The organism is Halovulum dunhuangense, from assembly GCF_013093415.1.
Taxonomy (GTDB): Bacteria; Pseudomonadota; Alphaproteobacteria; order Rhodobacterales; family Rhodobacteraceae; genus Halovulum; species Halovulum dunhuangense.
Map to the genome: position 1 here is coordinate 908,230 of NZ_JABFBC010000001.1, position 20,966 is coordinate 929,195.

23 protein-coding genes are annotated in these 20,966 nt (G+C 68.0%); 5 read left to right on the top strand and 18 right to left on the bottom strand.

Features of this window, described 5'->3' with window-relative positions:
* A complete protein-coding gene (locus tag HMH01_RS04500) occupies nucleotides 1-636 on the bottom strand; it encodes a ribonuclease T2 family protein (protein WP_171322876.1) in 636 nt (211 codons plus the stop codon).
* Between the two features lie 136 nt (nucleotides 637-772).
* Between HMH01_RS04500 and HMH01_RS04505 the strand changes: the two genes are divergently transcribed.
* Entirely contained in the window at nucleotides 773-1,513 is a 741-nt protein-coding gene (locus HMH01_RS04505; protein ID WP_171322878.1) for a DUF1013 domain-containing protein, read from the top strand.
* Between the two features lie 63 nt (nucleotides 1,514-1,576).
* Here HMH01_RS04505 and HMH01_RS04510 read toward each other — a convergent pair whose 3' ends face one another.
* The 4 genes from HMH01_RS04510 to HMH01_RS04525 form a co-directional block, all read right to left on the bottom strand.
* Nucleotides 1,577-2,395, bottom strand: coding sequence for an SDR family oxidoreductase (locus tag HMH01_RS04510; protein WP_171322879.1), 819 nt, complete (start codon nucleotides 2,393-2,395; stop codon nucleotides 1,577-1,579).
* A 16-nt stretch (nucleotides 2,396-2,411) separates the two neighbouring features.
* On the bottom strand, nucleotides 2,412-3,338 hold the full coding sequence (locus HMH01_RS04515; protein WP_171322881.1) for a class I SAM-dependent methyltransferase: 927 nt from the start codon (nucleotides 3,336-3,338) through the stop codon (nucleotides 2,412-2,414).
* Nucleotides 3,339-3,435: 97 nt separating this feature from the next.
* The gene (gene clpS / locus HMH01_RS04520) at nucleotides 3,436-3,765 is read right to left on the bottom strand and encodes an ATP-dependent Clp protease adapter ClpS (protein WP_171322883.1); all 330 of its coding nucleotides are present in this window, start codon (nucleotides 3,763-3,765) and stop codon (nucleotides 3,436-3,438) included.
* Nucleotides 3,766-3,898: 133 nt separating this feature from the next.
* Nucleotides 3,899-4,342, bottom strand: coding sequence for a phasin family protein (locus HMH01_RS04525; RefSeq protein WP_171322885.1), 444 nt, complete (start codon nucleotides 4,340-4,342; stop codon nucleotides 3,899-3,901).
* A 300-nt stretch (nucleotides 4,343-4,642) separates the two neighbouring features.
* On the opposite strand from HMH01_RS04525, the gene HMH01_RS04530 reads away from it, so the two are divergent.
* Nucleotides 4,643-6,055, top strand: coding sequence for a D-alanyl-D-alanine carboxypeptidase family protein (locus HMH01_RS04530; protein WP_246237273.1), 1,413 nt, complete (start codon nucleotides 4,643-4,645; stop codon nucleotides 6,053-6,055).
* A gap of 17 nt (nucleotides 6,056-6,072) precedes the next feature.
* Here the strand turns inward: HMH01_RS04530 and HMH01_RS04535 are convergent, their stop codons facing one another.
* From HMH01_RS04535 to ffh, 10 genes are all read right to left on the bottom strand, one after another.
* Nucleotides 6,073-6,882, bottom strand: a complete 810-nt coding sequence (locus HMH01_RS04535; RefSeq protein ID WP_171322888.1) for a division plane positioning ATPase MipZ — start codon at nucleotides 6,880-6,882, stop codon at nucleotides 6,073-6,075.
* Between the two features lie 100 nt (nucleotides 6,883-6,982).
* Nucleotides 6,983-7,204: a 50S ribosomal protein L31 gene (rpmE, locus tag HMH01_RS04540; protein WP_171322889.1), complete on the bottom strand. Its 222-nt coding sequence runs from the start codon at nucleotides 7,202-7,204 to the stop codon at nucleotides 6,983-6,985.
* 138 nt (nucleotides 7,205-7,342) lie between these two features.
* Nucleotides 7,343-8,311 carry a hypothetical protein gene (locus HMH01_RS04545; RefSeq protein WP_171322891.1) on the bottom strand — a complete coding sequence of 323 codons (969 nt, stop codon included), beginning with the start codon at nucleotides 8,309-8,311 and terminating at the stop codon, nucleotides 7,343-7,345.
* Between the two features lie 111 nt (nucleotides 8,312-8,422).
* Nucleotides 8,423-8,809: a 50S ribosomal protein L19 gene (rplS, locus tag HMH01_RS04550; protein WP_171322893.1), complete on the bottom strand. Its 387-nt coding sequence runs from the start codon at nucleotides 8,807-8,809 to the stop codon at nucleotides 8,423-8,425.
* 4 nt (nucleotides 8,810-8,813) lie between these two features.
* Nucleotides 8,814-9,677, bottom strand: a complete 864-nt coding sequence (gene trmD / locus HMH01_RS04555; RefSeq protein ID WP_171322895.1) for a tRNA (guanosine(37)-N1)-methyltransferase TrmD — start codon at nucleotides 9,675-9,677, stop codon at nucleotides 8,814-8,816.
* Nucleotides 9,674-10,408, bottom strand: coding sequence for a hypothetical protein (locus tag HMH01_RS04560; RefSeq protein WP_171322897.1), 735 nt, complete (start codon nucleotides 10,406-10,408; stop codon nucleotides 9,674-9,676). The genes trmD and HMH01_RS04560 overlap by 4 nt, the downstream gene beginning before the upstream one ends.
* A complete protein-coding gene (rimM, locus tag HMH01_RS04565; protein ID WP_171322899.1) occupies nucleotides 10,405-10,932 on the bottom strand; it encodes a ribosome maturation factor RimM in 528 nt (175 codons plus the stop codon). The genes HMH01_RS04560 and rimM overlap by 4 nt, the downstream gene beginning before the upstream one ends.
* A 65-nt stretch (nucleotides 10,933-10,997) precedes the next feature.
* Complete coding sequence (rpsP, locus tag HMH01_RS04570; RefSeq protein ID WP_171322901.1) at nucleotides 10,998-11,384, bottom strand: 30S ribosomal protein S16; 387 nt, start codon at nucleotides 11,382-11,384, stop codon at nucleotides 10,998-11,000.
* Between the two features lie 39 nt (nucleotides 11,385-11,423).
* Nucleotides 11,424-11,741, bottom strand: coding sequence for a chorismate mutase (locus HMH01_RS04575; protein WP_171322903.1), 318 nt, complete (start codon nucleotides 11,739-11,741; stop codon nucleotides 11,424-11,426).
* Entirely contained in the window at nucleotides 11,738-13,231 is a 1,494-nt protein-coding gene (gene ffh, locus HMH01_RS04580; RefSeq protein ID WP_171322905.1) for a signal recognition particle protein, read from the bottom strand. The genes HMH01_RS04575 and ffh overlap by 4 nt, the downstream gene beginning before the upstream one ends.
* Before the next feature lie 292 nt (nucleotides 13,232-13,523).
* On the opposite strand from ffh, the gene trhO reads away from it, so the two are divergent.
* A complete protein-coding gene (trhO, locus tag HMH01_RS04585; RefSeq protein WP_246237274.1) occupies nucleotides 13,524-14,426 on the top strand; it encodes an oxygen-dependent tRNA uridine(34) hydroxylase TrhO in 903 nt (300 codons plus the stop codon).
* Between the two features lie 86 nt (nucleotides 14,427-14,512).
* Entirely contained in the window at nucleotides 14,513-14,764 is a 252-nt protein-coding gene (locus tag HMH01_RS04590) for a hypothetical protein (protein ID WP_171322909.1), read from the top strand.
* Here HMH01_RS04590 and HMH01_RS04595 read toward each other — a convergent pair.
* Nucleotides 14,761-16,005 (bottom strand): MFS transporter, encoded by a 1,245-nt coding sequence (locus tag HMH01_RS04595; RefSeq protein WP_171322911.1) that lies wholly within the window; start codon nucleotides 16,003-16,005, stop codon nucleotides 14,761-14,763. The two genes, HMH01_RS04590 and HMH01_RS04595, sit on opposite strands and share 4 nt — an antisense overlap.
* Nucleotides 16,006-16,127: 122 nt before the next feature.
* Between HMH01_RS04595 and zapE the strand changes: the two genes are divergently transcribed.
* Nucleotides 16,128-17,225: a cell division protein ZapE gene (gene zapE, locus HMH01_RS04600; protein WP_171322913.1), complete on the top strand. Its 1,098-nt coding sequence runs from the start codon at nucleotides 16,128-16,130 to the stop codon at nucleotides 17,223-17,225.
* 83 nt (nucleotides 17,226-17,308) lie between these two features.
* Here zapE and HMH01_RS04605 read toward each other — a convergent pair whose 3' ends face one another.
* Nucleotides 17,309-18,577, bottom strand: a complete 1,269-nt coding sequence (locus tag HMH01_RS04605; protein WP_171322915.1) for a lytic murein transglycosylase — start codon at nucleotides 18,575-18,577, stop codon at nucleotides 17,309-17,311.
* 109 nt (nucleotides 18,578-18,686) lie between these two features.
* Nucleotides 18,687-20,954, bottom strand: a complete 2,268-nt coding sequence (rnr, locus tag HMH01_RS04610; protein WP_171322917.1) for a ribonuclease R — start codon at nucleotides 20,952-20,954, stop codon at nucleotides 18,687-18,689.
* Between the last annotated feature and the right edge of the window lie 12 nt (nucleotides 20,955-20,966).

The window sequence follows — 20,966 nt, forward strand, 5'->3', positions numbered from 1 at the left end:
TCAGCGGATCGGCGGCACCGCGACGCGGGGCGCGCTGCAATCACGCCTGACATCGGCCGCACAGTCGCGGGGGCCCAGATCCCGGGTCAGGCAGATCCGCACCTCGCGCAGCAGGCCGTCGCGGCAGGTGACGGTCACGCCATCGGGCGACAGCTGCGGGTTCGCCTCCAGAAACGCCTCCTCCACCACTTCGGGCGGGGCCGTGATCCTTCGGGGCAGTCGCTCGAACACCTCGGGCAGCGCCACAGCCTCGTATGCGGTGCGCGAGGCGTCGAAATAGGCTCGTGCGTCCAGCCCCGTGCAGCGCCCATGTTTCTGCCACTGGTACCAGGCCAACCCGCCCGATCCCATGATGTCCGCCATCGCGCCCGTCTCGGCCCGCGAGGGATTGCGCGCAGCGCTGCGGCAGAACTCGGGCCAGCCCCGCTCATGCTGCGGCCAGAGCCCGTGCAGGGTGAATCCGTGCCCCCGGCCCGGGTCGCATTGCGCGGCGTCGCGGCCGTCACCTTCTGCCGCGCACCAGGCGGGCGACCAGCTGAGCGCCAGCACATAGTAGGCGAAATCGCCGGCCCGGTCCTGCGCCGTGGTGCCCGTGGCCCCGAACAGCAGAGCCAGCGCAATAAAGGTCGCGCGCATCAAGCCCTCTTTTCCTTTGGCGGTCCGGGGTATATATACACCGGCAGCTTTCCCCGAAAACTGCTGATCTGGCCCACGGGCCCCGCGGTTTCCACCCGGGGAGGACTTGTGCGCAATTGACGATGGAGGTGCTGTGATGGCCCTGCCCCTGATGCAGAAAGCGACCGCTGTCTGGCTGGTCGACAACACGACCCTGAGCTTCCGCCAGATCGCCGAATTCTGCGGCCTGCACGAACTGGAAGTGAACGGCATTGCGGACGGCGAGGTGGCGGTGGGCATCAAGGGTTTCGACCCGATCGCCAACAACCAGCTCACCGCCGAGGAAATTGCCCGCTGCGAGAAAGACCCGAAGGCCAATCTCCGCCTGATGCATAACCCGGCCGCCGATGGCGAAAGCAAGCGCCGAGGCCCGCGCTACACGCCGCTGTCCAAGCGGCAGGACCGTCCCGCCGCGATCGCCTGGCTGGTAAAGTTCCACCCCGAGCTGGCCGACAGCCAGATCGGCAAGCTGGTCGGCACGACGAAGCCCACCATCCAGTCGATCCGCGACAGGACCCACTGGAACATCGCCAACATCCAGCCGATCGACCCGGTCGCCCTGGGCCTGTGCCGCCAGAGCGAGCTGGACGCCGCCGTCGCCAAGGCCGCGAAGAAGGCCGCTGCCACAGGGCAGGGGATGAGCGACGAGGCGCGGATGAAGCTGGTCTCGACCGAGCAGTCGCTTCAGATGGAAGACGAGCCGCGACTGCCCTCGAACATCGCGGGCCTCGAGACGTTTACCCTTGGCGGCAACGACAAGGATGACGACAATCTCGATCCGGACAGCCTGTTCAACCTGCCCAAGGGCGGACGCCACGACGACGAGGACGACGACTGAGCGTTCCCGCAGCTTACCTGTGAAAAAGGGCGCCCGATCGGGCGCCCTTTTTCATGTGTCGCTTCAGTGCGCTGGCGTGTCCATCGGGTCGAGCATCGTTCGCCCGCCATCCACGGCCAGGATCTGACCGGTCACGAAGCTTGCATTGTCGGAAGCTAGGAACAGCGCCGCCTCGGCGGCCTCTTCCGCCTCGCCGATGCGCCCCAGCGGCGTCACGGCGGCCAGATCCTCTTGCAGCCCCTCGCGGTCCTTGAGCGCATTGCGAAGCGAGGTGGACATGACGGAGCCGAGCGCGATCGCGTTCACCCTTATGCCATGCCCCGCGAAAGCCACCGCAAGCGACCGGGTCAGCTGGTCCACCGCCGCCGAGGCGACGGAATAGGCCATCAACTCCGGCAGCGTGCGCCGCGCGGCGATCGAGGTGACGTTCACGATCGCCCCGATCCCGCTGCGCCGCCCCTCGGTGTCGCCATTGTCGCCCGCCAGCTGGATCATGCGCCGGGCGACCGCCTGGCTCAGCCGCAGCGTGGACAGCACGTTCTGGTGGAACAGCTGCTCCAACGTCTTGTCGTCGGGGTCGAGCGGGTCCGAGGTGGCGACCTGCCGGCTGGCGTTGACCAGCACGTCGATCCGGTCATAGGCATCCACGGTCGAGGCGATCAGGTTCGTGACCGACAGCTTCTCGCGGATGTCGCAGACATGATAGCTGGCCGAAAGCCCGGCTTTCTGAAGCGTCTCTGCCTCTTCCTCCAGCTTCGCCTCGTCGGTACCGGCCATCATGACGCTGGCGCCCAGATTGGCGAAGCGGCGCGCTATGGCCAGTCCGACGCCCTGTCCGGCGCCGGTGACGATCACCGATTTTCCATCAAGTGCGTATGGCACGATGCTCTCCCTTGGCTCAGGCTTTGCGGCCGCGCTGGCCACGCGGCTGGCTCGCGCTCAGGATCTTGAAGCGTCCGTCGACATGCAGCTGGTCGCGGTTGTGGAAATGCGCGTCGATGGTGGCCTCGTAGGGCAGTTGACGGTTGGCCACCATAAGGAAGCGGCCGCGGGGAGTCAGCAGCCTGGCGGCAGCGGCGATGAAGGCGCGACCAAGATCCGGGTCCGCGTTCCGCGAGACGTGGAAGGGCGGGTTCGACACGACCAGGTCGTAGGGGCCGCCCTCCCACCGCGCGACATCCGCCCAGCGGAACCGCGCGCGCGGGTCGGTGACGTTGCGCTTCGCTGCCTCGAGCGCCGCGTGCTCGGCCTCGACCAGGTCGCAGCTTTCCAGCCCTGGCGCGGTTGCCAGCAGTGCGGACGACAGCGCCCCCCAGCCTGCACCCAGATCGCAGGCGGCGCCCTTGGCCTTTTCGGGCAGGAAGCGCGTCAGAAGTGCGGTGGCAGGATCGATGCCCTCGGCGCTGAACATGCCGGGGGCTGTCCAGAAGCCGTCTTCGTTCCGTGCAGGCTCGGCCGCCACGGTCCAATTCGCAAGCTCTGCCGGAAGCACGGGCGGGCGCTGTGCCCAGGCGATCTTGCCATGAGCCTTGGAGGCGACCCCCTCTACCGTCAGGACGGCGCGCAGCGCCTTGAGCACCGGCTCGATGCCGTCGGTCTTCTGCCCGTCGACCAGCAGCCAGCCACCTTCGGGCAGCAGGCGAAGCGCCTCGGCGATTCGCGCCATGGCCTGCATGCGGTTCCGCGGCAGGCATGCCACGACCATCGCGGGCGTCTCGCTGCCTGCCACGATCGCCACCTTTCCGCCGGCGGCGGCGATGGCATCATGATCGGGGCGAAACCCGGTGACATGCAGCACGGGCGCGGGCAGGGGGCTGTCCGCCATGTATTCGGCGGCGCCAAGGATGACACTGCCCGTTCCGCCCGCGGGGGCGATTGCGCCCTGCTCGAACGGGAGATGGATGCGTTGGGAGAGGATGGGGTTACTCTTTTTCCATGGTGCACTGAAGCGGGTGCTGGTTGCGCCTGGCGTAATCCATCACCTGAGTCACCTTGGTCTCTGCGATCTCGAACGAGAACACGCCCACCACGGCAACGCCCTTCTTGTGCACGGTCAGCATGATGTCCACCGCCTGCGCATGGTTGATGCCGAAGAATCGCTCCAGCACATGCACGACGAATTCCATCGGCGTGTAGTCGTCGTTCAGCAGCAGCACCTTGTAGAGCGGCGGGCGCTGGGTCTTGGATCGGGTCTTGGTCGCAATGCCGACATCGCCCGACCCGCCGTCTTCGGGGCCGCCTGGTCCTGTCATCTCGGGATCGCGCATACCTGTCACGTCGGTGGCCACACTCTTTGACTCGGTGGCCGACAATATATGAAGGCGCTTCAAATAGAAAAGGGGGCAGATGCCCCCTTTCCGTTCGTCCGGTCCGCCCGAGGGAGGATCAGGCGCCGAACGACTTCATCGCGTCGGCCGCAGCGGTGAAACGCTGGTTGATCGGCGCGGTGATGTCCTTGGCGGCGGCGGCGTAGATCTCGTTCATCTTGGTCGCCTGGGCCACGAAGCCCTCGAAGGCAGCCTGCGCAAAGGCGGTCTGCTTTTCCATCAGCTCGGTCATGTTCTTGGCCGAGGCCAGATCCTGGGCAGCGGCAACGCTGTCCTCGAAGGATTTCTTGGAGTAGGCGCTCATCTCGGCGCCGATGCCTTCGGCGGTCTTGGCGGCGATTTCGGCCGACTTGACGACGGCGTCCACGTTCTCCTGGGTAAAGGCGCTCATGTCCTCGAAGCCCTTGGTGAATTTTTCCATGTTCTCGGTCATCGCCTTCTGTGCGTCAGCGGCGATTTCCTCGACTTTCGCGGTCGCCGCTTTGGTGGTGGCTTTGGTCATAGGATATCTCCTGACAGCGTGGGTTTCGGTTTATTCTGCACTGCAACATAGTGTTTATGCTGCACTGCGTCAAGATCCCTGCCGCACTGCGGCAATGCCCGTGAAAGTGCTTCAAGAACGCCCGCTCAGCTGTTGATAACAAGAGGGTTTTCGCAACGTCCGACTCGTGCTACGGTGAAACCAATAACAAGGAGACCGAAAAATCGGCTCCAGAGGCAGGTTCCGTCGGCGGAGAAACCGATGTCAGTACAGGCAGGACGCGGGCTGCTGCTCGTGGCATTTCTATTTCTCGGAAGCGCGATGGCTTTCGCCGCGCCCTATGCGGCGCTGGTGATGGATGCACGGGACGGGCGGGTGATCCACTCGGAAAACGCCGACACCCGGCTGCACCCCGCGTCGCTTACCAAGATGATGACCCTTTACCTGGTGTTCGACGCGGTCCAGCGGGGACAACTCTCGCTGGATCAGAAGATCACCATTTCGGCAAACGCGGCCGCAGAGCCGCCCTCGAAGCTGGGGCTCAGACGGGGCCAGCAGATCGAGCTGCAATACCTTATCCGTGCCGCCGCGGTCAAATCGGCCAACGATGCCGCCACCGCGCTTGGCGAGGCGGTCTCCGGCTCGGAAGAAGCCTTTGCGCGCAAGATGACCGCGACCGCCCGCGCGATGGGGATGAAGAACACCACCTTCAAGAACGCGCATGGCCTGACTGCGGCGGGACACCTCTCCACCGCGCGCGACATGGCACTTCTTGGTCGGCAGCTGTTCTATGATTTCCCGCAGTACTACAACCTGTTCAGCCGCCGCTCGACCAGCGCCAAGATCGCGACCGTCTACAACACCAACCGGCGCTTTCTGGACGCCTATCAGGGCGCCGACGGGATCAAGACCGGCTACACCCGTGCTGCCGGTTTCAACCTCGTGGCCTCGGCCCAGCGTGGCGGCAAGCGAGTGATCGTCTCGCTTTTCGGCGGCAACAGCACCGCCAGCCGCAATGCCAAGGTGGCCGAGCTGATGGATCTTGGCCTGCGCCAGGCGCCAACGCAGGTCGCCGTCGTGCGGCCCGCCCGCGTGAATGTCGCGTCGGGTGGCGCGACCGTGATCGCCCGGGCCGACACGACGCTAAAGACCGCGCCCCGCCCCGTGGTGCGCGCGCGTGAGGATCAGCAGCCTGTCGCCGTTGCCGCCGTCGACACGCTGGCCGTGCAGATCGCGACCGAGGTCAGCCGCGCGCTCACCGACGAGGAGTTGCCGCAGATCGCCGCCAGTTCGAAGGAACTGGCCGATGCGCCGCCCACACCCGATGCGCAGCCGCTGCTGCCCAACGCGATCAGGCCATTGCTGCGCCCCGACAGCATCGACATCGCGCGCCGTTCGCCCGATGAAAAGCCCGAAGCGCCCGAGGTGGAGGTCGCCTCGATCGCGCCGCCCCCGCCCGCCCCCGAGGTCCGCAGCGTCCGGCAGGGCAATGCCGGCACCTATATCGTGCAGCTGGGCGGCAAGCATAACCGCACGAACGCCGAGCGGCTTCTGCTGACGACCGCGCTTCAGGAGATGGAGGCGCTCGAAGGAAGCAAGCGTGACCTGCTGCCCACCGGAGAGCCCGGCTGGTATCGCGCGCGCTTCGTGGGCCTGAGCGCCGAGGCGGCAGAAACCGCATGCGCGCGCCTTGCCGCGCGTCAGACCCCCTGCGAGGTGGTGGCCGGCGGCTGAGCCGCCCGCCTCCGGCGTCAGAAGGCCAGCTTGACCCCCGGCAGGTTCAGCGCGCGGATCAGTTCACGCAGCTCCTGTCGGGCGGCGATGTTCGATATGGTCAGCCGCCCGCCGCCAGCATCGCCCAGGTCGAGCAGGGTCAGCCCTTGCAAAAACAGTTCGCGGAACACCACGCGCTCGGTGAAACCGGGGACGATGCGAAACCCGATGCGGCGCGACAGCTCGGTCAGCGCATCGCCCACCCGGCGCTTGTTGTGCATGTCGGTGGTCCCGACACGGTTGCGCAGCACCGTCCAGTCGAGCGGCGGCAGCCCCGCCGAGGCGCGCAGCTGACGCGCCGACCACACCATTTCGGAATAGATGGACGGACCGGCGACCTTGCCCGTTGCCGGGTCCAGCCGCGCCAGCAGATCCAGGTCCACCAGGCTGTCGTTCATCGGCGTGATCAGCGTGTCGGCCGCTGAATGGGCCATCTGGGCATAGCGCGTATGCGCGCCGGGGCAGTCGATCACGACAAAACTGCAACTGGCGTCCAGCGTGCGCAGCGCATCGGCAAAGGCCTCTTCCTCTTCGGCCTGTGCGTCGCGCAGGCTGTCCCTGTCGCTCAGGCGCAGCGCATAGGCGTGGGGCAGCGGCAGGTCGAGCCCCTCGCGCTCTACCGTTGCGCGGCGGTTGCGGACATAGGCCATCAGGCTTTGCTGGCGCAGGTCGAGGTCGATCACCCCGACCGCCTCTCCCGACCGCATGAGCGCGGTGCAGACATGCATTGCCGTGGTGGACTTGCCCGACCCGCCCTTTTCGTTGCCGAGCACGATGATATGCGCCATGTCCCGTCCCTGAGCTTTTGCGGCCCCAAGAAAAAAGCGCCGCCCCCGGGGGACGGCGCCTTCGTATCTAGACCGGATCGATCGCGCTTTGAAGCGTCGATCAGAAGCCCAGGCCCTCGTATTTCTTCTTGAACTTCGATACGCGGCCGCCGGTGTCCATCAGGCGGCTCGAACCGCCGGTCCAGGCCGGGTGCGACGACGGGTCGATGTCCAGCGAGAGCGTGTCGCCTTCCTTGCCGTAGGTCGAGCGCATCTGCACCACGGTGCCGTCGGTCATCTTCACTTCGATGAAGTGGTAGTCGGGATGGATGTCTTTTCTCATCGCATTGGGTCCTGGTTCGGGTGACTGATTCACCCTGCGGCCGCCTCGTTTGCGCCGGTAGGATGTCGCCACCCCGTTGCGGGGTCGCGGACGTCTATCAACTTTGCCCCTGTGCCGCAAGAGCCGGTGCATGACGCATCACTCGGTGCGGCGCGGGTCGTAGACGCGGTGCACGTCCGCACCCGGGTTGCGGGTCTGGCGCAGGTTTCGCACCTGTTCGCGCTCCGCCTCGTAGTCGATATCGGGTACGGACATGGCCCGCCGCTCGGCCGCCAGCCGGTTGCGCACGCCCTCGTAGGCGATGGCCATGCCGCCATAGGAAATGCAGGGCGCATAGATGCTCCACAAGGCCACCGCCCCCGCCAGAACGAGCGAAGGTTCCCCCTCGAATCCCAGCGCAAGACCGGGGGCCATCAGGATCCACAGGGCGCCGGGCAGCGCCACCGCAAGCATGTAGAGCAGGAACTGGTGCACCCCGTAGCGCCCCATCCCGTAGATCAGGTCGTGCTCGGGCGCGTAGTGCACGGCGGTCGCCGCCAGCGCCGCCATCGGCACGCCGAATATCGCGACGCAGAGCGCCCCGATCGAGGCCATCATCACGTTGATCACGATGCCCGGAACCACCAGCCGGTCCGCCTCGACCGCGATCTGCTCCATCTGCGGCATCAGTTCCGCCATCGCCCCGCTGTCGAATGTGACGAGCGCGGCGATGAAGGGGCGGATCACGTTCTCGGCCCCGGGCACGGCCGCCGGGATCACCACGGTGAAGGCGACGTAATACACGATTGCCCCGAGCACGATCGACATGATCAGCTGCACCAGCAGGTGCGTCATGAGCATCCTGCCCGTCGCCCGCAGCAGCCCGCCCGCCGTGGGCGCGGTCGTGGCGCGGATCGTCATCAGCCCCGCGCGAATCCCGTTGAGGATCAGGAAGGATGTTCCCATCGTGGAAAGGATCAGGACGATCATGCCGATCACCCAGATGTTCGATGTCGCCAGGAACAGCCCCACGACGACCAGCACGAAGATCAGAAGGATCGGCAGATACCGCGCGAAGACGATCGGCGATATCAGCAGGGCGCGCAGGATGAAGGCGGGTATCGACATGGGGGAACTGTACCCGCATTCATGGCAAAAAGAAGATGCGACTGCGGAAGCCCCACACGAAAAAGGCGGCCACGAAGGGCCGCCTTTCGCGAATTCCGGGAAGTGTAGCCCTTACGCCTCGGCGCTGGTGTTCTTCTCGCGGTAGTTCGACTTCTCGGCGATGCGGGCCGACTTGCCACGGCGCGCACGCAGGTAATAAAGCTTGGCGCGGCGGACCTTGCCGCGGCGCACGACGGTGATGCTGTCGATGTTCGGCGAATGCAGGGGGAACACACGCTCCACGCCCTCGCCGAAGGAAATCTTGCGCACGGTGAACGAGGCACCGATGCCGCTGCCGCCCTTGCGCGAAATGCAGACGCCCTCATAGGCCTGCACGCGGCTGCGGGTGCCTTCCGTGACCTTGTAGCCGACGCGGATGGTGTCGCCGGCGGCGAAATCCGGGATGTCCCGGGCCAGCGCGGCGATCTGCTCTTTCTCGAGCTGTTCGATGATGTTCATCGGTTCATTCCTTCTGCTCGCCTTTTGCGGCGATGGTGTGCGCGTCCGAGAGCTCTTCACCTTCCACCGGGTCCCTGCCTTGCGCTGCAAGCCAGGCCCGCCAGAGATCGGGACGACGTTCCTTGGTCAGGCGTTCGGCCTGGGCCTGCCGCCACGCGGCAATCTGGCCATGATGCCCCGAGAGGAGGATCTGCGGGATGTCATGGCCTTCCCATTCCGTCGGCCTGGTATACTGCGGGTGCTCGAGAAGCCCGTGCGAGAAACTCTCCTCCGCCACCGACTCCGCATTTCCGAGCACGCGGGGTATAAGGCGAACGGTCGCATCTATCAAGGCCTGAGCGGCGATCTCTCCGCCGGACAGCACGAAATCCCCAACCGAGACTTCCAGCACGCCGCGCGCGTCCAGCACCCGCTGGTCCACGCCCTCGAACCGCCCGCAGAGCAGCGTCACGCCATCGGCCTGCGCCAGGCGCTGCGCCATGGCCTGGCTGAAGGGTACGCCGCGCGGGGAAAGATATATCACCGGCCAGTCGCCACCCGCGCCATCTGCTGCCGCATCGAGTGCCGCCGCCACCACGTCGGGCCGCAGCACCATGCCGGCGCCGCCGCCCGCGGGCGTGTCGTCCACGTTGCGGTGGCGGCCCACGCCGAAGTCGCGCAGGTCGATCGTCTCGAGCCACCATATCCCCTGGTCAAGCGCACGGCCCGTCAGCGACAGGCCCAGAACGCCGGGAAACGCGTCGGGAAACAGCGTGATGACCCTGGCGCCCCAGGCCCGCGACAGGCGCTGCGGTTCGGCCATCAGGTCGCGCGGCGTGGCGCTTGCCCGGATCGACAGCCGGCCATGGGATCTGGGCGCATCGCTCATGCCGCCGCCACCCGGCTTGCGACCAGCGCCTCGGCCTCTGCATGCGACAGCCCGACATTCGCTTGTGGGCCGGGGCGCAAGGCCGCGCGTTCGGGGTCGGGCAGCCCGATCAGGTCCAGCACCGCCTCGACCGGGCCCAGGCGCCGGGGGCCATGTATCTCCAGCGGTGCGGTCAGGACCGGCACCGGCGCGATCCGCGCCGATATGCGCGCGACCAGCGCATCCATGTCCGGTATCCCGGCCGTGCGTCCGGCGAACTGCTCGAAGGGAATGGCCAGCCCGTCATGCTTGACCTGGTGCCGCCAGGCGCTGTTGATCCAGGCATCCCGCTTACGGGTCGTGTAGACGAAGGTCACGTCGGCATCGGCGCCCCACACCGCGCGCACCGCCCGCAGCGTCTCGACGGCAAGTTCCGGTGCGACGGCGAAGGACCAGGCGCCCTTTCGGCCGGGCATCAGCCCCGACAGCCGCTCGGCCGAGATGACGACGGTGCGCCCCTCGGGCCCCGGAAGAGACCGAAGCCCGCGCACGAGTTGCCAGCGAAACAGCAGGCGCGTCAGGGCCGAAGGGCGCCGCGCGACCAGCGCCGCGGTCTGCGCCGCACGATTGATGTCGGTGCGCCGGACATAAAGGATACGGCTTGAAAGCGCCTTGCGGTTCTTTTGCAGGCAGCGCTGAAGGCTGCTTGTGCCCGTCTTGTGAAACCCGGCATGAACGACGACGCGTGTCATGCCTGTTCCTCTGGAAAGATGCCGGCCGGCGGGTCCGCGATCAGCCGGCCCGAGGCCAGATCGACCGTCGGCACCGTCGCCCGGGTAAAGGGCAGCAGGACGCCACCCTTCAGCCCGGGGCCCGTCACTTCCAGCAGGTCGCCCGCGCCGTGGTTGTGGATCGCCTGGACCACGCCCAGCACGCGCCCGCCGGTGTCCACCACCGCAAGGCCGATCAGGTCGGCATGGTAGAACTCGTCATCAGGCAGCGCCGGCAGCTTTTCGCGCGGGGCGAAAAGCTGCACGCCACGCAGCGCCTCGGCCTGCTCGCGCGTGGCAACGCCGCCCAGCCGCACGGCGAAACCGCCGGCGACCGCGCGGGTGATCTTCAGCGTGAGGCTGCGCCCGTCGCGGGTCACGAGCGGCGAATAGGCAGCGATCGCCTCGGGCTCGGCGCAAAAGGATTTCACGCGCGCCTCGCCGCGCACGCCGAAGGCGCCGGTTATCGCGCCCACGCAGATCAGGCCCTCGGGATCGTCGTCCATGGCCCATGCTCCTGCCGGTGCGGCGGCCCCCGGTCAGGCGACAAGGGGCCACGCGCAAGAACGCATCACTCGGCGCTGGCTTCCGCGGCCGGTGCGGCGGCAGCTTCGGCGGCCTTGGCAGCCTTCTCGGCCTTTTCCTTGGCACGTTCCTGGGCCTTCTTGCCCGGCGCACCCTTCTTGAGGTTGGCGCGCTCCTTCTTGGCCAGGACGCCCGCGGTTTCCAGCATGCGGCTCACGCGGTCGGTGGTCTGGGCGCCCTGGGCCAGCCAGTACTGGACGCGCTCGACGTTCATCACGATCCGGCTCTCGTCGGTCTTGGGCAGCAGCGGGCTGTAGGTGCCCAGCTTCTCGATGAAGCGGCCGTCGCGGGGCATCCGCGTATCGGCGGCGACGATGCGGTAGAAGGGGCGCTTCTTGGAACCACCGCGGGCCAGTCGGATCTTGATTGCCATTTTTCGTGTCTCCTTTTGAATGGCGATGGAAGGGGCGCGTCAGGCGTCCCCTTCAAGGAACTGCTCGTGATGCCGGATGACTTCCGAGATCACGAAATTCAGGAATTTCTTGGCGAAGGCGGGATCCAGATCCGCCTCCTCGGCCAGCCTTTCCAGCCGGGCGATCTGCTGCGCCTCGCGCGCGGGGTCCGACGGCGGCAGCGTGTGCGCCGCCTTCAGCCGGCCCACGGCCTGCGTGTGCTTGAAGCGCTCGGCCAGCGTGTAGACGAGGATCGCATCCAGCCGGTCGATGCTTTCGCGGTGTTCCCGCAGCACTTCGGCCGCACGGTCCGTCGCGTCGAGATTTGCGTCGTTCATTTCTTCTTGCCCAGTCCGGAAAGCCCGCCGGGCAACTGCATCCCGCTGCCACCCAGCCCCGACAGGCCCGGGGGCAACGCGCCGCCCGGGGCCGCGCCGCCACCGGCGCCCGGCATCCCGGCAGGCATTCCGCCGCCGCGACCCAGAAGCGCGCCGAGCCCGCCGCGCATCAGGCCCTTTTTGCCCATCTTGCCCATCTTCTTCATCATGTCGGCCATCTGCCGGTGCATCTTCAGCAGCCGGTTCAGATCCGACACGTCCTGCCCCGCGCCCGCGGCGATGCGCTTCTTGCGGCTGGCCTGCAGCAGGTCGGGGTTGGCGCGTTCCTTCCTGGTCATCGAGTTGATCAACGCGATCTGCCGCCGGATCACGCTGTCGTCGAAGCCGGCCTCCTCGACCTGGCGGGCCATCTTGCCCATGCCGGGCATCATGCCCATCAGGCCCTGCATGCCCCCCATCTTCAGCATCTGCTCAAGCTGCATCCGCAGGTCGTTCATGTTGAACTGACCCTTCTGGAAGCGCTTCATCATGCGCTCGGCCTGCTCGGCCTCGATGGTTTCCTGCGCCTTCTCGACCAGGGCGACGATATCGCCCATGCCCAGGATGCGGCCGGCGACCCGCTGCGCGTCGAATTCCTCGATCGCGTCCATCTTCTCGCCGAGGCCCACGAACTTGATCGGCTTGCCGGTCACGGCGCGCATCGACAGCGCCGCACCGCCGCGCCCGTCGCCGTCCATCCGGGTCAGGATCACGCCGCTGATGCCCACGCGGCCGTCGAACTGCTCGGCCACGTTCACGGCGTCCTGACCGGTCAGGCCGTCCACGACCAGCAGCGTCTCGTGCGGGCCGGTCGCGTCGCGCACGGCGGCGACCTCGGCCATCAGTTCGTCATCGACGTGCAGCCGGCCGGCGGTGTCCAGCATGTAGACGTCGTATCCGCCCAGGGCTGCCTGCTGCTTCGCGCGCTTCGCGATCGCAACCGCATCCTGCCCCGCCACGATCGGCAGCGTGTCCACGCCGACCTGGCGGCCAAGCACGGCAAGCTGCTCCATCGCGGCCGGGCGCCGCGTGTCGAGCGAGGCCATGAGCACCCGCTTGCCTTCCTTCTCGGAAAGCCGCTTGGCCAGCTTCGCGGTGGTCGTCGTCTTGCCCGAACCCTGAAGGCCGACCATCAGCACCGGCGCAGGCGGCGTGTCCACCTTGAGCCGGCCGATCCCCTCGCCGTCGCCGCCAAGGACGCGCACCAGTTCGTCATGGACGATCTTCACGACCTGCTGGCCGGGCGTGATCGACTTGGTGACCGCCTGGCCGGTCGCCTTTTCCTGCACCGCCTTGGCAAAGTCGCGCGCCACCGGCAGCGAGACGTCCGCCTCAAGCAGCGCCACCCGCACCTCGCGCAGGGCGGTCGCGACATCGGCCTCGGTCAGCGCGCCCTGGCGGGTCAGCCGCTCCAGCGCGCCGGACAGGCGTTCGGAAAGGGTCTCAAACATTGCTTGCCTCCGTCAGGGGGTGGGCGGCGCAGCGCGGACGACCCGCCAGCGGCGCGCAGCGCCCCGGCCCGGTTCCGTTCTGTTCCATCGTCTCACGCATCCGCGCATCCCCATTCGCCAAACCAGTATTGCACCCGCGGGCGCAACGCGCTGGCGGGTGGCGATCCTGACATAAGCACAGGACCGGAAGGTTTCACGCTTCCGGAATTCCAGTGGGCGATAGCCCCCCTTCGCCTGCGAGTCAAGCGCGGCGGCCCTTCAAAGCCGCCGCCCGCGCTGCTAGATGCACCCCATGACCCTGACCGTAGCCGCCCTTTACCAGTTCACCCCCTTCGAGAATCCCGCCGCCCTGCTGGGCCCGTTGCTCGATGTCTGCCGCAATTCGGGCGTCAGGGGATCGCTGCTGCTGGCGCGCGAGGGGATCAACGGGACCATCGCGGGCACCGCACAGGGGATCGAGACGGTTCTCGACCACATCCGCGCACTTCCCGGCTGCGCCGAGCCGGAGCTGAAATTCTCCACCGCCGAACGGATGCCGTTCCTGCGGATGAAGGTGCGGCTCAAGCGCGAGATCGTCACCATGGGGGTGGACGGTGTCGACCCGCGCGCGGCCGTCGGTCGCTATGTCACGCCCGCGGACTGGAACGCCCTGATCACGGCCCCGGACGTGGCGGTGATCGACACCCGCAACGCCTACGAGGTGGCGCTCGGCAGCTTCGAGGGGGCGATCGATCCCGGCACGGACAGCTTCCGCGACTTCCCCGAATGGTGGGCGCGCAACCACAACGCGCTTCAGGGCAAGCGCATCGCCATGTTCTGCACCGGCGGCATTCGCTGCGAAAAGGCGACCAGCTTCCTGGTCGGGCAGGGGGTGGGGGAAGTCTATCACCTGAAGGGCGGGATCCTGAAATACCTCGAAACCGTGCCCGAGGGCGAAAGCACCTGGCAGGGCGAATGCTTCGTCTTCGACGACCGCGTGTCGGTCGGCCACGGGCTTGTGCCGGGTGCCAACAGCCTGTGCCATGCCTGCCGGATGCCGCTTGCCCCGAAGGATCTGGCCCGCCCCGAATACGAGGCCGGCGTGAGTTGCCACCAGTGCCATACGACCCGCACCGAAGCCGACCGCGAACGCTACCGCGAGCGTCAGCGCCAGATCGCGCTGGCCGCTTCGCGGGGCGAGAGCCACCTGGGCTGAGCGGGCGGCCGCCTGACGCTGCGGCATGCGTTGCAGCCGCAGAGCGCGGGGCGCAGAATTGCCCCCGGCATCAAAGGAGTTCCACGATGATCCGCGCAACCGCCCTTATCGCCCTGTGCCTTGTCGTCCCGGCCTGCGCCGCGCCGCTGCCCGATGGCCGCAGCCAGCTTGCCGCAAGCCTTGGCCTTACCGCCGAGCAGGAGGCTGGTCTCACGGTCACGCAGATCGCGCTCATCAAGCACGCGATGGACAGCAGCCAGTTCAGCGCCGACGAGAAGAACCGACGGATCGAGGCGATCCTGGCCGGGGCCTCGCCGATCCTCGAGTTCGGCTTCTAGGCGGCGGCCGCCAGCGGTGCCCGCCGCTCGCGCACCGGCAGGTGCACGATGGCCGAGAAGGCACCGACCGCGACGCCGATCCACCAGACCTGATCGTAGCTGCCGTACAGATCGTAAAGCTTGCCGCCCAGCCACACGCCCAGGAACGAGCCCAGCTGGTGCGAGAAGAACACGATGCCGTAAAGCGTGCCCATGTAGCGCAGCCCGTAGATATGCGCGATCAGGCCCGAGGTCAGCGGCACCGTCGCGAGCCACAGCGAGCCCATCACCACCGAGAACAGGATCACCGTTGCGGGCGTCATCGGCGTCAGGATGAAGGCCGCCGCAACGATGGTGCGCCCGGTGTAGATCCCGGCCAGCAGGTACTTGCGCGACCAGCGCTTGCCGGCCCAGCCCGCCAGCAGGGTGCCTGCGATGTTGGCCACGCCGATGATGGCGATGGACCAGGCGCCCAGCGCCGATGTTGTGGTGATCCCCAGCCCCGCCAGCATCCCCGAAGGGTCGATCGGGCCGCAGACCTCGGTCACGAAGGCGGGGAAATGGGCGGTCACGAAAGCCAGCTGGTAGCCGCAGGAAAAGAAGCCGAGAAAGATCAGCGTGTAGGACGGGTCGCGGAAGGCGCGCATCAGCACGGTGCCCATGCTGTCCTCGAGCTGCGCGCGCGAGGCGCCCGCGCCCGGTTTCATCATCGGCAGCATCAGAAGCGCCAGCAGGATGGTCCCGGCAAAGACCATGAACACCCAGGACCAGTTCATGTGACCCAGCAGGAACTCCGCGACGGGCGGCCCCACGACCTGCCCCGCCGATCCCGCTGCGGTGGCGATGCCCAGCGTCATCGAGCGGTTCTCGTCCGAGGCCGCGCGCCCCACGACCGCAAGGATCACGCCAAAGCCCGTGCCCGCGATGCCGAAGCCCACCAGGATCGACCATAGCTGATGCGCCTCGGGCGTGATCGCGTAGCTCGACAGCACCAGGCCAAGCGCATAGGTCAGCGCACCGATGAATATGGCACGGCGGTCCCCGAAGCGTTCGGCCAGCGCGCCGAAGATCGGCTGCCCGATGCCCCAGGCCAGGTTCTGGATCGCGATGGCCAGCGAGAATTCCGACCGCAGCCAGCCGAATTCCTCGGCGATCGGGATCTGGAACACGCCATAGGACGCACGGATCGCGAAGCCGGTCATCAGCACGACGCAGCCGGCGATCAGGACCGGCGTGATCAGGGGGGCCTTGGCAGGGGTCATCGGGGATCTCCTTCGTCCCCCGGTCTTTACTTCCCGGAACGGCGGGGTAACAACGAATTTTCCTGAAACAGTGCATTCCGCCCGGTCATGGCCGGGCGACCCGGAAAGGAGCAGGGCGGGCGATGACGGAAGGGCTGTTGCCGGTCTATCGCGCGCGGCTGGCGGAAGGGGCGCTGAAGGAAGACACCGCCCAGCGGCTGGCGGTGGAAAAGCTTCAGATCCTGCACAACCGGCTGAAGGACTACCGCCCCGAGGCGCCGCGCAAGGTGCGGCTCGGCCTGTTCGGCTGGGGCCGCGAACGGATGGAGAACCGCGAGGTGCCGGGGCTCTATCTCTATGGCGGGGTCGGGCGCGGCAAGTCCATGCTGATGGACATGTTCTTCGAGCAGAGCACCGTCAGCCCGCGCAGGCGCGTGCATTTCCACGCCTTCATGCAGGAGGTGCACGAAGGCATCTTCGCCGCCCGCAAGCGCGGCGTCGAGGATCCGATCCGCCCGGTGGCCGAGGATATCGCCGACGGCGCGACGCTTCTGTGCTTCGACGAGATGCAGATCACCGACATCACCGACGCGATGATCGTGGGCCGGCTTTTCGAGCGGCTGTTCGCCCGCGGGGTGGTGGTGGTCGCGACCTCGAACCGGCACCCGGACGATCTCTACAAGGATGGGCTGAACCGGCACCTGTTCCTGCCCTTCATCGCGCTGATCAAGGACCGGCTGGAGGTGCACCAACTCGATGGTGGCACCGACCACCGGCAGGCGCGGATGGCCGGGCGCAGGGTCTATCACGCGCCGCTCGGCCCCGATGCCACCGCCGCGCTGAATGCGGCATGGGAGGATCTGGCGGGCGGGGAAGGCGCGCCCCTCACCCTGAAGCGAAAGGGGCGCGACGTGGTGATCCCGCGCTTCCTGAACGGCGTGGCACGGGCGTCCTTCGCCGATCTCTGCGCGGCCCCGCTCGGGCCCGGCGACTACCTGGCGCTGGCCGATGCCGCGCGGGTGCTGATCCTGGACGACATTCCCCGGCTCAGCCGCGCGCGCAACAACGAGGCCAAGCGCTTCGTCACCCTGGTCGACGCGCTGTACGAGGCGCGGGTGCGGCTGGTCTGCTCGGCCGCGGCGGAACCCGAGGCGCTTTATCCCGAGGGGGAGGGCGCCTTCGAATTCGGCCGCACGGCATCCCGGCTGGAGGAGATGCGTTCGGCCGACTGGTGGGGCTGAGCACCTTTTCCGGCGCCGCGCGGGTCGCGGCGCCGCATGCCTCCGGCGGGGATATTTGAAGAAAGTGGAAGGAGGGGGCGCGCTCAGCCGCCCCGCAGCCGCTGCAGGAGCGCCGAGGAGGCATAGCCGTCGGGCACCACCCCGATGCTGCGCTGGAAGTCGCGGATCGCGGCCATGGTGTTCGGCCCGATCAGCCCGTCCGCCCCGCCGGTGGAAAAGCCCCGCGCGGTCAGCCGCTGCTGCAACTCGACCTTTTCGCTGCGCGAGAGGGGGCGGTCGTTGCGCGGCCAGGGGGCCACGAAATCGGCGCCGCCGGCGATCCGGTGCGCAAGGTGGCCCACGCCCATCGCGTAGGACGTGGCGTTGTTGTAGCGCTTGATGACGCGGAAATTGTCGAAGACCATGAAGACCGGGCCGCGCGCGCCCGCGGGGGCGATCAGCGCCGCCTCGCCGTAATTCGGCACCGCGCGCCCGTCGGTCCCGCGCACGCCAAGCTCGGTCCAGCGCGAGACGGGGCGGCGCAGGTCCTGGTCGATATTGCCGAAGTTGAAGCCCTGCGGCAGGCGCACCTCGACCCCCCAGGGCTGGCCGCGCCGCCAGCCGAAGCGCGCGAGATAGGCCGCGGTGGAGGCCAGCGCGTCCGTCGGATCCTCGGACCAGATGTCCCGGCGTCCGTCGCGGTTGAAGTCCTGCGCATAGGCGAGATACGAGGTCGGGATGAACTGGGTATGGCCCATCGCGCCCGCCCAGGAGCCCCGCATCCCCTGTGGCGACACGTCGCCCGCCTGCAGTATGCGCAGGGCGGCGATCAGCTGTTCCTCGGCGAAGGCGCGGCGGCGCCCGTCATGGGCCAGGGTCGCCAGCGCCTCGATGGTGTTGGTGGTGCCGCGGAACGAGCCGTAATTCGTCTCCATCCCCCAGACGGCGAGGACGACCGATCCCTCGACGCCGTAGGTCTGCTCGATCGCGGCCAGCGTTCGGGCAAGGCGCTGGGCATGGCTGCGCCCGTTGGTGATCCGCGCGTCCGAGACGGCAGTGTCGAGATATTCCCAGATCGGCTTGGTGAATTCCGCCTGGCGCCGGTCGAGGCGGATCACCTCCGCGTCGGGGGCCACGCCGCGGAAGGCGGCGTCGAACACGTCGGCGCGGATGCCGGCGGCCAGCGCGCGCGGGCGGAAGCCGTCGCGCCAGCGGACGAAATCGGACGGCGCCTGCGCCATCTGCGGCCCGGCCTCGGCTCGTGTCATGGGGCGCACCTCGATCGCGTGGACGGGCAGGGCTATTGCGGCGCTCAGCCCGAGGGCGAGCCAAAGCCGCGACAGCCATCCCGACTTGCGGAAACCATGGGTCATTTCAGATCCTGCGCTGCTCGTTTTTCCCGACATGATACAGAACATGCCCCATCGCTCAAAGCCCGATGGACGGCTGTCGCCACGGAAACCGGCGGCGTTTCGCCGGATCTCAGTCGCGGGTGCGCCCGCCGCGCCGGATCTTGCGCGCGATCTTGGCGCGCTTCGCCTTGTCGCGGGCCAGCTTGCGCTTCGGCGTCCCGCGCGACGGGCGGCGGCTTTCGCCCTGCGGCAGGGCCTTGCCCTCGATCTCCAGCACCTCGAAGAGCAGCCCGCCAGTGACCGCCTCGGCCTCGGCAAGGCGCACGGTCACCCGCTGGCCCAGCGCGATCTCGCGCCCGCTGCGGTCGCCCATCAGGGTCTGCGCGTCGCGGTCATAGTGGAAATACTCGCCGCCCAGGCTGCCGATCGGCACCAGCCCGTCGGCGCCCGTCTCGTCGAGCGTGACGAACACGCCGAAACGCGCCACGCCCGAGATGCGGCCGGCGAACTCGCCGCCCACGCGGTCGGCCAGGTAGGCGGCAAGGTAGCGGTCCGTCGTCTCGCGCTCGGCCTGCATCGAGCGTCGTTCGGTGCCGCTGATCCATTCGGCGGTGGCCTCTAGGATCTCGATTTCCTGCGGGCTCAGCCCATCCTCGCCCCAGCCATGCGCCGAGACCAGCGCCCGGTGCACCACCAGGTCGGCATAGCGCCGGATCGGCGAGGTGAAATGCGCATAGGCCCTGAGCGCCAGGCCGAAATGCCCGAAATTCTGCGGCGCGTAATAGGCCTGCTGCATGGAGCGCAGCACCGACATGTTGATCAGTTCCGCCACCTCGCGCCCGGCCGCGGCATCGAGCAGCTTGTTGAGCGACCGCGTGGTCAGCACCTGGCCCTTCGCAAGCGTCAGGCCCGAGGCCTCGGCCACGTCGCGCAGGCTGTCCAGCTTTTCGGCGTCGGGTTCCTCGTGCACGCGGTACAGCAGCGGCGTGCGCTTCTTCTCGAGCGTCTCGGCGGCGCAGACATTCGCGAGGATCATGAATTCCTCGATCAGCTTGTGCGCCTCCAGCCGGTCGCGGAAGGCGACCGACAGCACCGTTCCTTCGGGGTCGAGCACGATCTTGCGCTCGGGCAGGTCCAGGTGCAGCGGCGCGCGCCTTTCCCGCGCCTCGGCCGCCGCCTGGTAGGCCGCCCAGAGCGGCTTCAGCACCGGCTCGACCAGGGGCTCGGTCGCTTCGTCCGGCGTGCCGTCCACCGCGCGCTGCACCTGCTCGTAGGTCAGCGCCGCGGGCGAGCGCATCAGACCGCGCACGAAGCGGTGGCCGATCCTGCGCCCGTCGGCATCGAGCCGCATCTCGACCGCGATGCAGGCCCGGTCCACGCCTTCGTGCAGCGAGCACAGGTCGCCCGACAGCGTCTCGGGCAGCATCGGCACCACCCGGTCGGGAAAATAGGTCGAGTTGCCGCGGTTGCGCGCCTCGCGGTCGAGCGCGCTGCCGGGGCGGACGTAATGGGCGACATCGGCGATGGCGACCCAGACCAGGTGGCCGCCCTCGTTTTCCGGGTCGGGCAGGGCGCAGACCGCGTCGTCATGGTCGCGCGCATCGGCCGGGTCGATGGTGATGAGCGGCAGGTGCCGCAGGTCGGTGCGGCTGCCCGGCCCGACCGGGCGCGCGGCCTGGGCCTCGGCTTCGGTCAGGGTTTCCTCCGGGAATTCGTCGGGGATGCCGTGGGCATGGATGGCGATCAGGCTGACGGCGCGCGGGGCGGTCGGGTCGCCCAGCCGGCGCACCACGCGGGCGCGCGGCATGCCCAGCCGGTCGCGGGGGCCGGATTGCTCGGCCTCGACCAGTTCGCCGTCGCGCGCGCCGTGACGCTCGCCCCTGGGGACGATCCATTCATGGCCCTGCTTGCGCTCGATCGACAGGATGCGCCCGCCCTCTTCCGTCTCGCGGAAGATGCCGATGACCTTGCGCGGGCCCTGGCCGATGCGGCGGATCAGCCGCCCGGTATAGGCGGCGCCCTCGTCCTCCTGCGGGGAAAGGCGGGCAAGGATGCGGTCGCCCTCGCCCAATGCCGGTTCGTGGCTGCGAAGCCGCAACAGGATGCGCGGCGGATCGCCCGGCTCTTCCCATTGCGCGGGCTCGGCCCACAGATCGCCGGCGCGGTCCGGCCCCGTGACCCGCAGCACCGATACGGGCGGCAGTCCCTCGGGATGCTGGATGTGGTTGCCCGCCTTGCGGATCTCGCCCTCGGCCTCCAGCTCGCGCAGGATGCGCTTCAGCTCGATCCGGTCCGCGCCCTTGATGCCGAAGGCGCGGGCCACGTCGCGCTTCGACGTCTCGCCGGGGTGCTCCCGGATCCATTCGAGGATCTGGTTCTTGTCGGGCAGGGTGCTCATGGCGATGGCCTA

Bases quoted from the DNA above. Each gene is read 5' to 3' on its own strand.
- HMH01_RS04500 (WP_171322876.1), bottom strand. From the start codon at position 636: ATGCGCGCGACCTTTATTGCGCTGGCTCTGCTGTTCGGGGCCACGGGC.
- HMH01_RS04505 (WP_171322878.1), top strand. From the start codon at position 773: ATGGCCCTGCCCCTGATGCAGAAAGCGACCGCTGTCTGGCTGGTCGAC.
- HMH01_RS04515 (WP_171322881.1), bottom strand. From the start codon at position 3,338: ATGGCGGACAGCCCCCTGCCCGCGCCCGTGCTGCATGTCACCGGGTTT.
- clpS (WP_171322883.1), bottom strand. From the start codon at position 3,765: ATGACAGGACCAGGCGGCCCCGAAGACGGCGGGTCGGGCGATGTCGGC.
- HMH01_RS04525 (WP_171322885.1), bottom strand. From the start codon at position 4,342: ATGACCAAAGCCACCACCAAAGCGGCGACCGCGAAAGTCGAGGAAATC.
- HMH01_RS04530 (WP_246237273.1), top strand. From the start codon at position 4,643: ATGGCTTTCGCCGCGCCCTATGCGGCGCTGGTGATGGATGCACGGGAC.
- HMH01_RS04535 (WP_171322888.1), bottom strand. From the start codon at position 6,882: ATGGCGCATATCATCGTGCTCGGCAACGAAAAGGGCGGGTCGGGCAAG.
- rpmE (WP_171322889.1), bottom strand. From the start codon at position 7,204: ATGAGAAAAGACATCCATCCCGACTACCACTTCATCGAAGTGAAGATG.
- HMH01_RS04545 (WP_171322891.1), bottom strand. From the start codon at position 8,311: ATGTCGATACCCGCCTTCATCCTGCGCGCCCTGCTGATATCGCCGATC.
- rplS (WP_171322893.1), bottom strand. From the start codon at position 8,809: ATGAACATCATCGAACAGCTCGAGAAAGAGCAGATCGCCGCGCTGGCC.
- trmD (WP_171322895.1), bottom strand. From the start codon at position 9,677: ATGAGCGATGCGCCCAGATCCCATGGCCGGCTGTCGATCCGGGCAAGC.
- HMH01_RS04560 (WP_171322897.1), bottom strand. From the start codon at position 10,408: ATGACACGCGTCGTCGTTCATGCCGGGTTTCACAAGACGGGCACAAGC.
- rimM (WP_171322899.1), bottom strand. From the start codon at position 10,932: ATGGACGACGATCCCGAGGGCCTGATCTGCGTGGGCGCGATAACCGGC.
- rpsP (WP_171322901.1), bottom strand. From the start codon at position 11,384: ATGGCAATCAAGATCCGACTGGCCCGCGGTGGTTCCAAGAAGCGCCCC.
- HMH01_RS04575 (WP_171322903.1), bottom strand. From the start codon at position 11,741: ATGAACGACGCAAATCTCGACGCGACGGACCGTGCGGCCGAAGTGCTG.
- ffh (WP_171322905.1), bottom strand. From the start codon at position 13,231: ATGTTTGAGACCCTTTCCGAACGCCTGTCCGGCGCGCTGGAGCGGCTG.
- trhO (WP_246237274.1), top strand. From the start codon at position 13,524: ATGACCCTGACCGTAGCCGCCCTTTACCAGTTCACCCCCTTCGAGAAT.
- HMH01_RS04590 (WP_171322909.1), top strand. From the start codon at position 14,513: ATGATCCGCGCAACCGCCCTTATCGCCCTGTGCCTTGTCGTCCCGGCC.
- HMH01_RS04595 (WP_171322911.1), bottom strand. From the start codon at position 16,005: ATGACCCCTGCCAAGGCCCCCCTGATCACGCCGGTCCTGATCGCCGGC.
- zapE (WP_171322913.1), top strand. From the start codon at position 16,128: ATGACGGAAGGGCTGTTGCCGGTCTATCGCGCGCGGCTGGCGGAAGGG.
- HMH01_RS04605 (WP_171322915.1), bottom strand. From the start codon at position 18,577: ATGACCCATGGTTTCCGCAAGTCGGGATGGCTGTCGCGGCTTTGGCTC.
- rnr (WP_171322917.1), bottom strand. From the start codon at position 20,954: ATGAGCACCCTGCCCGACAAGAACCAGATCCTCGAATGGATCCGGGAG.